This window comes from Limnobaculum zhutongyuii, from assembly GCF_004295645.1.
Taxonomy (GTDB): Bacteria; Pseudomonadota; Gammaproteobacteria; order Enterobacterales; family Enterobacteriaceae; genus Limnobaculum; species Limnobaculum zhutongyuii.
On the sequence record NZ_CP034752.1, the window covers coordinates 658,977 to 671,577 of the forward strand.

A 12,601-nucleotide genomic window follows, 5' to 3' on the forward strand; every position below is an offset into this window, starting at 1 on the left:
TTAAATGGGCATAACCCTGTTCCGTGGGAAGACGCGTTCAGACAGCATCTGGCTATTTGAACCATTTGTCCTTCTATGACTAAAAGATACCGGCTCATTTCTGAACCGGTACTGATGGTTAGCTGGTGGAGGGTTTTGGGCGGTAGGACTCCCAAAGCCTAAGCCTTTTTCACCTTCACTGTTCGCGACCCGAACATCAATCGCGTTTTGTGCCACAGACATCATCAATTTTAATCGGTTAAGTTGGTTAACTTCACTGGCTCCCGGATCGTAATCAATGGCAAAAATATTTGCTGTCGGATAACGCTGTTTCAGACTTTTGATAACGCCTCTGCCGGTAATATGGTTTGGCAAGCAGCCAAATGGCTGAACGCAAACAATGTTACTGACGCCCATCTCCAGCAGTTCCAACATCTCTGCGGTCAATAGCCAGCCCTCACCGGCCTGATTACCTAAGGAAACTACCTCTTCTGCCATGGAGGCCAGTTCGGCAATCGCCGGAGGTGCACTGAATCGCTGACTGCGTTTTAGCGCTTTATTAACGGATTTTCTCATCCACTCAATGGTGGTCGTGGCCGCCTGATTAAGCGCCATACTCAGAAAATTCAGGCCATACTGCTGGCGGTCATAGCGGGTACCGTAAGTGCAGGAGAGGAAAAAGTCCAGCATATCCGGTACGACTGCTTCACCGCCTTCGGCTTCAATCTGGCCAACCAAATCGTTATTGGCACCAGGATGATATTTCACCAGGATTTCACCCACTACGCCTACTTTTGGCTTGCGTACCGCCAGCAGGGGTAACTGATCAAAATCGGCGACGATATCCGCCACATCCTGTTTAAATTGCCCCATGCTGCCTTCACCTTCCAGATTCTGCTTAACCCGTTGGTTCCAGTGTTCATACAGTTGTTGTGCAGAACCCGCCTCAGCTTCATAAGGGCGAGTACGAAACAGCGTGCGCATCAGCAAGTCGCCATAAATTACCGCCATGACAGCTTTTTTAATCATACTAAAGCTGTAGCGAAAACCGGGGTTCTCTTCCAGACCTGAAGCGCTCAGTGATATGACCGGAACCTGTGGAAAACCGGCATCTTCCAGTGCCTTACGAATAAAGGCGATATAGTTAGTTGCCCGACAGGCTCCCCCGGTTTGGGTGATAATGGCCGCACTGGTTTCGGCATCAAATTCACCGCTTTGCAACGCATCAACGATTTGGCCGGTTACTAATACGCAGGGGTAACAGGCATCGTTATTCACATATTTCAGACCTTGCTCAATGGCTGATTTAGTGACGGTCGGCAGGACATGCAGGCGGTATCCCTCAGAGCGGAACACTGACTGAATCAAATCGAAATGCATTGGCGCCATTTGTGGTGCCAGAATAGTGTGGGTACTGCGCATCTCTTCGGTAAATGCGCTTCTTTTCGATTTGTAAGGGGTATCGGTCGCGGTAACGCCACGCAGGCGGCGAGCGGTCATGGCCGCTTTTAATGAACGAATACGGATGCGTACCGCCCCCAGGTTTGCCCCTTCATCAATTTTTATCAGGGTATAAACCTTATTGGCCGCTTTCAGCACTTCCTCTACCTGATCGGATGTTAATGCATCCAGCCCACAGCCAAACGAAGTAAGTTGTACCAGCTCTAACTGAGGGCTGGCTGCCACGTAGGCTCCTGCTGCATAGAGGCGAGAGTGATAGGCCCACTGGTCAACAACCCGTAAAGGACGTTGCAGCAAGGACTCACCTAAGTGAGCCACGCTATCCTCGGTGAGTACCGCCATGCCTTCTTCAATAATAATTCGGTCAATACCGTGATGAATACCGGGGTCAACATGATAAGGGCGACCGGCCAGCACAATGCCCGGGAGGTTATTTTCCACCAGCCATGTCACCACTTCCTTTCCTTTATTGCGGATATCATCACGTACCGCCTGTAGCTCTTGCCAGGCAGCCTGTACTGCTTTTTTGACCGCTTTACGTTTAAGCCCCAGCGATTTCAGCTCATCAAATAGCACCTTTTCCACGGATTCCAGATGGTTAAAGTTGATGAACGGATTATGGAATGGAATATCGCCATGGCTTATTGGGTCCATGTTGGTGCGAATAACTTCGGAGTAGGTACTGACCACTGGGCAGTTAAAGTGGTGATCGCTGCCCTTATCCTCTTGCCATTCATAGGTCACTGATGGAAAGAATATACGATCAACTTTTCGGTCAAGCAGATGCTCGATATGACCGTGAACCAGTTTGGCAGGGTAACAAGCCGATTCTGATGGAATCGTCTCAATTCCTTTCAGATAGAGGCGCTCGGTAGAAGGGGGGGACAATACCACCCGGAAGCCCAGTTCGGTAAAAAAGGTATGCCAGAACGGGTAGTTCTCAAACTGGTTGAGAACCCGGGGGATCCCGACCGTGCCATTTGGTGCCAGCTCTTTTGCCAGAGATTTATAGTCAAATACCCGATGCTCTTTATACTCATACAGGTTAGGTAATCGGCTGGGGGTGATTTCAATTCGCGCCCCTTTTTCGCAACGGTTACCGGAAACGAACTCCCGACCATCATCAAAGGTATTGACGGTTAGCATGCACTGGTTATTGCATTCCCGACAGCGATCACTGCTCTGTTCAACGTCAAAATTAATCAGTTCATCAGGCAGTAGCAAAGTCGTAGGTTGGCTATCTTGCTGTCCCAATTCTCTGGCAACTAAAGCGACACCATAAGCACCCATTAATCCGGCGATATCGACTCGGGTAACATGGCGTTCCGTCAGGTTTTCGAAGGCGCGAAGTACCGCTTCGTTATAGAAGGTGCCACCCTGAACCATGATCTTTTTCGGCAGCATATCTAACTGCTTTAGTTTGATGACTTTATACAGGGCGTTCTTAATTACTGAGTAGGAGAGGCCCGCTGAAATATCGGCAACGGTAGCGCCTTCCTTTTGCGCCTGCTTCACCTTTGAGTTCATAAATACCGTACAGCGGGTACCTAAATCCACGGGGTGAGTGGCAAGCAGTGCCTGCTGCGAGAATTCCGTTACCGGAATTTTCAGCGAGCGGGCAAACATTTCAATGAAAGAACCACATCCGGCAGAACAGGCTTCATTGAGTAAGATACTGTTGATAACGCCATCGCGAATATACAGGCACTTCATATCCTGCCCGCCAATATCCAGAATAAACTCTACGCCGGGCAATAACTGTTCTGCGGCTTTATAGTGGGCAACGGTTTCCACTTCGCCAATATCGGCACGGAAAGCGGCTTTAATCAGTTGCTCACCATAACCAGTGGTGGCGACTTTAGCGATGGTGACCTGTTGCGGTAGGTGTCGGTAAATATCCTGTATGACTTCACAGACAATATTCAGCGGATTGCCTTTATTGTTACCGTAGAAGTCATACAGCAGCTCACCCTGTTCGCCAATCATGGCAATTTTGGTAGTGGTGGAGCCAGAATCAATACCGAGAAAAGCTTTGCCGCAATAGCTTTCCAACGGCAGACGTTTAACGTTAGCTTGTGCATGACGCTGACGGAATTGCCCGACATCTTCCTGATTATTAAATAGCGGGGGTAATAGGTCGACCTCTTTAACCGTATTTTCCCGTGCACTACGCAAGCGGTCGATAAGCTGCGTTAATGGCAGACTATCTCCCTGCTGTCTGGCCAGTAATGCCGCGCCCATCGCCACAAACAACTGTGGATGTTCGGGGAAAATAACATCATCTTTTTTCAGGCGTAGTGTCTTGATAAACAGCTTACGTAAGTTATCCAAAAAGTAGAGGGGGCCGCCCAGGAAAGCCACTTTTCCCCGAATAGGTTTACCGCAGGCCAGGCCACTGATGGTTTGGTTTACGATCGCCTGCAGAATTGATGCGGCAATATCCTCTTTTGCTGCGCCCTGATTAATTAATGGCTGAACGTCAGTTTTGGCAAAAACACCACAGCGGGACGCAATAGGATGGATGGTCTGATATTGGTTAGCCAGTTGATTCAGGCCCGCGGCATCGGTTTCCAGCAGTGAGGCCATTTGATCGATAAAAGCCCCGGTGCCACCAGCGCAGCTATTATTCATACGCTGATCGACGCTATGGTGGTCGAAATAGGTAATTTTGGCGTCTTCCCCGCCGAGTTCTATTGCGACATCAGTTTGCGGTACCAGAGTAGTGATGGTTTTAGAACTGGCAATGACTTCTTGTTCGAAAGGTATCGCTAATAAATCGGATAGCGCCAGGCCACCGGAACCGGTAATGACGGGCGTGATGGAAATCGTTGGGTATTTCTGCTGTACCTGTTCGAGTAGAGCAAGCAGTGTTTGACGGATATCAGAAAAGTGACGCTGGTAGTCATGATAAATAAGCTGCTGCTGTTGATCGAGTAGCACCAGTTTAACCGTCGTTGAACCTACATCGATTCCGGCAAAATAATGACCTGGAGTATAAAACGCCATGGTGTAAATCAACCTCCTCTAAAAAATGATCCCATATCGATTAGAGAGTGCGGACTTGTTGACGATCTCACTGAAAATCAAAACAGCCGGAATGTAACGCTTGGCTGAGAATAACGCTGGCTATCAGGTACGGCCTGTACACATCTTAATAACCATAGCGTTCTTCATCCTGTGCCTTTCAATTTTTCAATCGTTGTCCAAGGATAAAAATAACTTATGTTTATGTAATTAATCGATAAGCTACCATTAAATGTGGGGGCTTTCTACAGATAGATGAATGGCAATTTTGACGCTTGCTAGAATTTTATGTCTAAAGAGACCGGTAACTCAAAAGGTTAGGCGATTTCTCTCTCTGAGAGACCTTTTTTTGTCAGAGGAATAACGCACATATGGATAAAATATAAATGTTAACTTAATGTGTAATCATTACTTTTGAAATTATTGTTGGTGAAATCTTATTCTTGCTGCTATTTTTCTGATACTCATCGTATTTTACAATAAAACAATTCCTGTCCTGATTAAATCATTTGATTTATATGACGATTTTATGTGGCTACATTATTTTATTTTGAATTTCTATGATCAATTGCCTTTCAAAATAATTAACGTGTAGTTTTTGCAAAATAAATGATCAAAATTTCAACCATATCAAGTCATTATGATCGCTATTGGTCGGTTATCCAAAATAACTAAGATATTTTAAGGGGTATTTGGTTCTGTTGCGTTGCTATATCACGTAAGTACAGTACGTTATTTAATTTGAAGCGACTAAAATAGGTTTAAAGTTTTGTTACGTGATAATAACGGATATTGATTTGGGGCAGGGATGTTGTAATAAGCTCCATCGATAACACCATACGTTATTCACTTTATTTCAGGCAGATGGAATCAGCCATTATGAGTGATAATTCCTTACCCAGACTGAGTCGCTTTTTCATCATATTTGTCTGCATACTGCAGGGTTTTTTAACCTATATGATTCACCATGGCAGCATCAGTTCGTTGCTGTTGCAACAGAGCACGATCCTATATTGGCAAGCGCTCTTGCTGGTATTACCTTTGGTGTTTGCTTTTACTATTGTGAGATTGAAAGACCGTTATCTATGGCAGAATCTGGCGATTTGCGTAGTGGTCATTTTACTCACGACTACCTGGGTCAACTGGAATGTGGAAGAGGTAGATAACATTAGTCAATATGACGGTGTTGTTGTGCCTTATCTCGGTTCATTGTGCGTATTGGTGTTCATTGCGCTTCCCTGGTTACAGACGTGTATTAAGAATAAGCAGTGGCATGTTAGCTATGCCACTATTTACGATCACCTATGTACTAATGCCATCACTGTTATTTTCACGCTATTGCTGATAGTTCTCTTTTGGGGAATTTTGTGGTTATGCGTTGAGCTGTTTAAACAGTTAGATATTCATTTTTTCCATCATCTATTTTTCAGAAACAATCTGTTTATTTATACCATCAATGGTTTTTTGGTTGGGGTAGGAATTAGAACCTGCCGCCTTCAGACTCATTTGATGAAAGCAGTACGCAATCTTTTAACCCTTATGGTTAAGGGGCTGTTGCCTGTGCTCTCTTTTGTGGCGTTAATATTTATCACGACTTTGCCATTTGTTGGTCTGGATGCGTTATCCGGAGCCTGGTCACCTTCGGCGTTATTAATGATCATGGTAGGTCTGCTGATTACAGCAACCAATATCGTTTATAAAAGTGGATTAAAAATACCGCCATATTCAACCCCAGTCAGAATGATGGTTAATGCATCATTATTGGTTTTGCCTTTGTATGCGGGGTTGGCGCTGTACGCTATTTCCATTCGTGTGAATGAGTATGGTTGGACACCGGTCCGGGTATGGGGATATCTGGTAATCATCGTATCGTTCTTTTTCTCCTGTGGCTATGCCATTGCGGTAATACGTAGTCGGAAAAGCTGGTTACATCCATTAGGCATGATTAATCGGATTTTGCTTCCTGGCTGTGTGGTGCTGTTAATTTTAGTTAATACACCATTGATTGACCCTTACCGTATTAGCGTTAACGATCAAATGGAGCGCTATTTATCTGGCAGAGTGGCAGCAAATAATCTGGACCTGACCCTGTTGCGTTTTAACACCGGTAAACGTGGTCAGGAAGCGCTGATATTTCTCTATCAGGACACCGAGTTTGTCAGCAATACACAACGTAAGCAGCGACTGGAAAAAATGATGACGGAGCATAACCGCTGGGAAACTAATGGCGAGCTTGATGAGTTGAAAGAGATACAGCCAAAATTCACAGCGGATTTTATACAGCAAAAATTGGTGCTCGCGGAAAGTACATCAATGCCGGAAGAGAGTTGGTGGAACATGTTACAAAATAATCAACAGGTTGATGTTGATTTATGTTTGCGCGATAGCGATGTGTGTATCGTTAATTCACTGGATTTAAATCAGGATGGTATATCTGAATACTTACTATGCCATATTGAACGTGGTTCAGATATCAGCTGTCATGTTTTTGCTAAGCTGCGTGAAGAATGGCGGAATATTGGTCATGCCTATTTCCCTCCGACAACGGTCAATGTCGCTTATTTTGAGCAGGCGCTGAGAGCGGGAAATGTGAAAACAAAGAATAAGCAATGGCACGATGCTGAAGTTGGTAATGAGCCGGTTAAGATCTATTATCCAGAGGCGGACTGAAGATAATTACATTCATTAATTATTAGTTTTGATTGAGATTAATTATATGAAAATCGTAGTTTGGTAGAGATATATTAAGATTTTACTAAATTACTACAATTTTGAGCGATTTTATAACCTGTTTAGCGGCTTATTTCGCTAAACAACTGGTTCTGGGGTGAAATTTTTTATTATAAATAGGGGTAAAGCTATTCTTTGATTTGTATAAAAAATTTATTATCACTCTCTTTCTAACTTCAATTTTTGTTGAGGTTATCCCTGATATTTACAAAATTATACGCAAATCTTGGTTCGAATAGTGCACAATGCACACTTAGTTTATTACTGAATCGGAATCCACAATAGAAAATGGATGTTTGTAGTGGGGTACAGGTGCAATGTCAGCAGGATTTAATATAATAAAGAAAGTTTCTAATAAGCGATTTTGTCAGGCTATTGGATGCTGTCTGTTATTGGTAACAAGTAGTTCTTTTGCTTCTCAGAGCAGTAGTTCAAGTAGCAAATCAAATAAAGCGTCAACGGCGAAAGTTTCGGTTAAGTCGGCTGATAGCAAAACCAAAACGTCTAACGTTAAAACATCGAATACTAAAACTTCTGGTACCAAGACGGCATCAGCCGCTAAATCTACAGATACCAAAAGTAAAAAAGCATCAGATAAAAAAGTATCAGTCACTAAAACGGCGAAAACCAAATCTTCAGGTACAAAAACGGCTAAGACCAAAACAACCAAAGTATCATCTGAAAGATTGTCTTCGACCAACATTGCTGGTGCTAAGTCATACAGTTTAGCCACGGGCCCTAGCAGTAGCGCGATGTTTCGCTACCCAACGGCTGAGCCTTTTAAAGTGACATCCCAGTTTGATCCTTACCGTTTAAATCCGGTTACACGTAAGCGTGCTCCACACGAAGGAATTGATTTTTCAATGCCCATTGGTTCAACCGTAGTCTCTACGGGTGAAGGCGAAGTGGTTATTGCTAAATACAGTCCGTCTGCGGGTAATTACATTGTAATTCGCCATAAGAACAGCTATGAAACTTACTATATGCATTTGAGTAAGCTGATGGTGCAGCCGGGGCAAAAAGTAAGTCGTGGTCAGAAGATTGCCTTATCGGGCAATACCGGTCGCAGCACCGGTGCTCACTTGCACTATGAGTTGAGAGTCAATGATCGTGCTGTGGATCCACTTTCCAGCGATTTGGTTCTGGTGAATAATTTCAATTTACCTAACGGTGGTTATGATAATACCCGTGTTGCAAGTAATAGTGGCAATACAGGCAGAAACCCGTTCGGTAATTCAAAGACTCGTGACGTTCAGTTCGCCAGCTATCAGGGACAAGAAGGCGGATTTGCTAAACCCAGTCGTGATATTGAGTATCGTTCGTTAGGTGAAGGGCGGATTCTTTATACGATGAGAGCGCAGAAGTCAGCGGATTAAAATATTTTTTTGAATCAGAACGTTTTTGATTTCGAGAATATTCCGGCCGTAATAACGATGTTGCACATATTGCCGTTATGCCCGGCCGGAAGACCATCAGTACTTAGGTCCGGAGCGCGTCGGGCCAGCGCGAGCGCTGTTCAAACAGGCTTTGCCTGTTTGTCTGGCAGCTAAAGCTGCTACGACCCCAACGGCGGTCTCTCCCTCCGATTGATTTTGCCAGAAATTCTAAACCAGCTTAAGGCTGGTTTTTTGTTATTTGGGTACTGTTATGCCCATTTTGTTGTAGGCTGAATTCTGGCGTACTATGAAAAGATGAAAGCATGACTACCCAATGAATAATAAGTGATATTCCTCGCATGCTCGCCTTTCGTTTCTATTTCTGCTTAGAATCTCAACTATAGTTATACCGCTGCCTTAAACATATCGGGAGACAACGATGGCGTTGCGTATTGCTTTCAGTGGGTTTATTGCTTTGGTCGTAGCGATGGGAATTGGGCGTTTTGCTTTCACGCCCCAGGTTCCTTTGATGTTGGCTGAAGGTGATTTTTCTCTTACTGGGGCAGGTGTTGTCGCGGCTTTTAACTATCTGGGATACTTGTGTGGCTCTTATGATGCCATGCGTTCTTCCCGCCATGTGGAATATCGCTTGTGGGGTGGCGTTTGGGGCGCGGTGCTGCTGACCCTGTTATCAGGGGTGGTATCCGGTATTTATTGGCATAGCCTGATTCGCTTTGCTATTGGCTGGGCCAGCGGCTGGGGTCTGGTGATGGTTGCCGCCTGGACTAATGAACGATTATTAACGTTAGGAAAACCGGCACTGGCGGCGGCAGTATTTGCCGGACCGGGAGCCGGAATTTTTCTTAGTGGCATGCTGGCAGTACTGTTCCATACGTTTAGTTGGGACGCTCAGATGGCCTGGTTTGGTTATGGCTGCATCGCATTGATTTTGATTGCCTGCGTCACCGTCAATTTTCCACGTAAAGGCGAGTTACATCGAGCCGGCGGAGCCGTTCAATCGCCATTGGTGATGACGCGACAGGTAAAACGTCTGGTTCTCAGCTACAGTCTGGCAGGGTTTGGTTATATTCTTCCGGCTACTTTTTTATCTCAAATGGCGGTTCAGCGTTTTCCGGACAGCTTGTTTGCTCAATTTGTCTGGCCGGTTTTTGGCGCGGCTTCGGTGGTGGGGATTGCCATTGGGATTATGACTCGTCACTATTTTAGTACCCCTACGCCAGTACGTTTAGCCATTGCCCTTTGGTTACAGGCCATCGGTATTGCCTGTGCTGAGTTGGTGCCGGGAATCAGTGGGTTGGTGATAGGTGCGACTTTGGTTGGCGGCGCATTTTTGTGTGTGGTTCAGCTTGCTCTGCAATATGGCAGGGAATTGGCGCCGGACTATGCACGTTATATGGCGGGTTTGCTCACTACTGGCTATGCCGTGGGGCAGTTGGTTGGTCCGGTGTTGTCCGCGTTGTCCACCACATTAACTCATCGGCTGGAACCAGCACTGTATATTGCCGCACTGGCACTGCTATTGGCTGGTTTTCTGGTATGGCCTGAAAAGGTTAAACAATCTGAACAGGAAGGCGCAGAGGCTTAATCTAGTTGATCAATTCAACGTTCAGGGTTCTGCTGTCTGCCCGCCCCCGATCGTCTATGGCGCGTACCCGATAGCGTCCACTGGTGACCGGTCGCCACTCAATGGTGCGTTTACTGGCGGTATTTCCCAGATAGATATCATCCACAAACCAGTAAATAACTTTGGTATCCGCATCGGTAATCGCGCTAAAAACGATAGGGTCATTGCGTTGCTTAACATTACGCAGCGTATAGGTGGTATTGCGTAATGGCGATGTAATACGTGGAGCTTGTCCGGTAGTGACTATTCCACTTATTTTGCAATGGGCGGAAGAAGGGGGAGTACGTTTAGGTAATCCGGCTTGGGCAAATACGTTAGCTAAATCGGAAGGCCAGAATTCAAATATTTCGGTAGTGACGTCTTCATCCCGATAAGGCGGGCAGGCAACCTGACCGCTGGCTTTATCGATGACTACAGGTCGATAAACCGTATCCACTTTAATCGGTGACTTACCGGGAATAAACCAGGTTTTCCCCTTACGCTGGCACCAGGGGGTAGGTAAGTCGCCGCTGGCCAGACAAATTTCTACCTGCTTAATATCAGGTGGCAACCCACGGTTGGGCTCTTTTAACGCCGGATAGTCAGCCTGTATGCTATCAATAATATTAAAAAACAGCGGGGCTGCGGCATCCGCACCAATAAACGCATTATTACCCTTACCGTCAAAATTACCCTGCCAGACAATCAAAACATAAGGGCCAAAAATTCCGGCGCTCCAGGCATCGCGAAACCCCCATGAGGTGCCTGTTTTCCAGTAAACCGGCAGCGACGTGGGTTGTTGGGCTAAAGTATCTCCCGGTCTGCGGTGTTGGCTCAACATATCCAGCGTAATAAAGCTGGCCTCATTGCTTAACAGACGCACTGATGAAGTGGCAGGTGTCGATTGTTCCAGACGCAAAGGTTTTAGTTCACCGCGGTTCGCCAACATGGAATAGAGCCGCGCCAGTTCCTGCACGGTAATTTCACCACCGCCCAAAATCAAAGATAAGCCATAGTGTTTTTCACTGGCCAGATTTGAGATGCCCGCCAATTGTAGAAACTGATAAAGGTTGGGCTGTTTCAGGTGCGAAGAGATATAAACCGCGGGAATATTACGGCTGTAGTTCAGTGCATCGGTGGCTGAAATAGGGCCAAGAAAGCGGCGGTCGAAGTTTTCCGGCGCATAAGCACCGAAAGATGAAGGGACATCTTTCAGTATGGTCATTGGATGGAGTATGCCTTGCTCCAGGCCGAGGGCATAAATGAACGGTTTTAGCGTAGAGCCGGGGGAGCGTTTGGCGTTGGTTCCATTGACCTGCCCCTGAATGTTGCGGTTATGGTAATCCGCGGAACCAACCATGGCTCTGATCCCCATATCCCGTGTATCAACCAGTAAAACGGCGCTGTTATGTATTCCTTTGTTCTGATTGCGTTCAATAAAGGCGTTAACCTGTTTTTCAACCAGTAGCTGTAAGTTACTGTCCAGCGTGGTCGTCACTCTTTGACTGGCTATTGCCCGACGCTGCTTATCTTGCTGTATTTGCTCAACAAAATGGGGGGCGATAAAAGGCAGTTTTTCTGGCTGACGCAAAGAGAGCGGTAATTGGAACAGGGCTGACATTCTGTTATCTGATGGATGTTCTACCTGCCAGCGTTGATAAAGCTGGTTGCGTGCTTTGGTTAGCGCCTCTCCAACAATGCCGGTGTTGACATCAATACGATAACTGGGGGACTGAGGTAAAACTGCAAGCGTCAGGGCTTCCGGTAGCGTCAGATCCTTGGGCTGTTTATCAAAGTAGATGAGGCTGGCGGCACCGATGCTCTCAATATTACGGCCGTAGGGAGCATAGTTCAGATAGGCTTCCAGAATATCGCGTTTTGAATAACTGAGTTCCAGTTGAATCGCTCTTACAATTTGCACCAGTTTACCCTGTGGGGTTTTGGTGTTGAGCTGCCAGTGCATTCGGGCTAGCTGCATGGTCAGCGTTGAACCTCCCTGCTGTCGCCCTCCGCTGATGTAGCTGACCCAGAAGCCGCGAATCAGGCTATAAGGGTTAAATCCCGGATGATAATTAAACCAGCGGTCTTCATGCAGTTGAATGCCTTCAACCACCAACGGTGAAATATCTTCCAGCTTGGTCCACAGCCGGTAACGGTCATCATTAGCCAAAGAGAAACGCAGTAGCGAACCATGACGGTCGTAATAGGCAGTAGAAAGGGGCAAGCCCTGAGAAAGCGGTGGGTGAGGCCACAGGCGAAAACCAATACAAAACAGCGCCAGCAGAAATACGCCCATCAGAAGGTTTTGCAGGTTGCGCTTAAAGGTAGCCGGTTGTAGTTGCCTGCGTATGGCATTGACTATCCGGCTACCCATTGTGCTGCATAAGCGACTCACAGTAAGCGTTTA

At 46.1% G+C, this 12,601-nt stretch carries 6 protein-coding genes; 3 read left to right on the forward strand and 3 right to left on the reverse strand.

Going from position 1 to position 12,601, the window contains the following annotated elements; translation table 11 throughout:
- The gene (locus tag EKN56_RS02520) at positions 1-4,446 is read right to left on the reverse strand and encodes a 2-hydroxyacyl-CoA dehydratase (RefSeq protein ID WP_130590366.1); all 4,446 of its coding nucleotides are present in this window, start codon (positions 4,444-4,446) and stop codon (positions 1-3) included.
- A gap of 897 nt (positions 4,447-5,343) precedes the next feature.
- On the opposite strand from EKN56_RS02520, the gene EKN56_RS02525 reads away from it, so the two are divergent.
- Complete coding sequence (locus EKN56_RS02525; RefSeq protein WP_168189584.1) at positions 5,344-7,134, forward strand: DUF4153 domain-containing protein; 1,791 nt, start codon at positions 5,344-5,346, stop codon at positions 7,132-7,134.
- A gap of 478 nt (positions 7,135-7,612) precedes the next feature.
- Here EKN56_RS02525 and EKN56_RS21085 read toward each other — a convergent pair whose 3' ends face one another.
- Positions 7,613-7,927, reverse strand: a complete 315-nt coding sequence (locus EKN56_RS21085) for a hypothetical protein (protein ID WP_246019946.1) — start codon at positions 7,925-7,927, stop codon at positions 7,613-7,615.
- Positions 7,928-7,946: 19 nt separating this feature from the next.
- Here EKN56_RS21085 and EKN56_RS21590 point away from each other — a divergent pair, with 19 nt between their 5' ends.
- Both EKN56_RS21590 and EKN56_RS02535 read left to right on the forward strand, forming a co-directional pair.
- Positions 7,947-8,570: a peptidoglycan DD-metalloendopeptidase family protein gene (locus EKN56_RS21590; RefSeq protein ID WP_407656519.1), complete on the forward strand. Its 624-nt coding sequence runs from the start codon at positions 7,947-7,949 to the stop codon at positions 8,568-8,570.
- A gap of 439 nt (positions 8,571-9,009) precedes the next feature.
- Positions 9,010-10,176 carry a YbfB/YjiJ family MFS transporter gene (locus EKN56_RS02535; protein WP_130590369.1) on the forward strand — a complete coding sequence of 389 codons (1,167 nt, stop codon included), beginning with the start codon at positions 9,010-9,012 and terminating at the stop codon, positions 10,174-10,176.
- Between the two features lies 1 nt (position 10,177).
- Here EKN56_RS02535 and pbpC read toward each other — a convergent pair whose 3' ends face one another.
- Positions 10,178-12,568 carry a penicillin-binding protein 1C gene (pbpC, locus tag EKN56_RS02540; protein ID WP_130593570.1) on the reverse strand — a complete coding sequence of 797 codons (2,391 nt, stop codon included), beginning with the start codon at positions 12,566-12,568 and terminating at the stop codon, positions 10,178-10,180.
- Between the last annotated feature and the right edge of the window lie 33 nt (positions 12,569-12,601).

Bases quoted from the DNA above. Each gene is read 5' to 3' on its own strand.
- EKN56_RS02525 (WP_168189584.1), top strand. From the start codon at position 5,344: ATGAGTGATAATTCCTTACCCAGACTGAGTCGCTTTTTCATCATATTT.
- pbpC (WP_130593570.1), bottom strand. From the start codon at position 12,568: ATGGGTAGCCGGATAGTCAATGCCATACGCAGGCAACTACAACCGGCT.
- EKN56_RS02520 (WP_130590366.1), bottom strand. From the start codon at position 4,446: ATGGCGTTTTATACTCCAGGTCATTATTTTGCCGGAATCGATGTAGGT.
- EKN56_RS21590 (WP_407656519.1), top strand. From the start codon at position 7,947: ATGTTTCGCTACCCAACGGCTGAGCCTTTTAAAGTGACATCCCAGTTT.
- EKN56_RS02535 (WP_130590369.1), top strand. From the start codon at position 9,010: ATGGCGTTGCGTATTGCTTTCAGTGGGTTTATTGCTTTGGTCGTAGCG.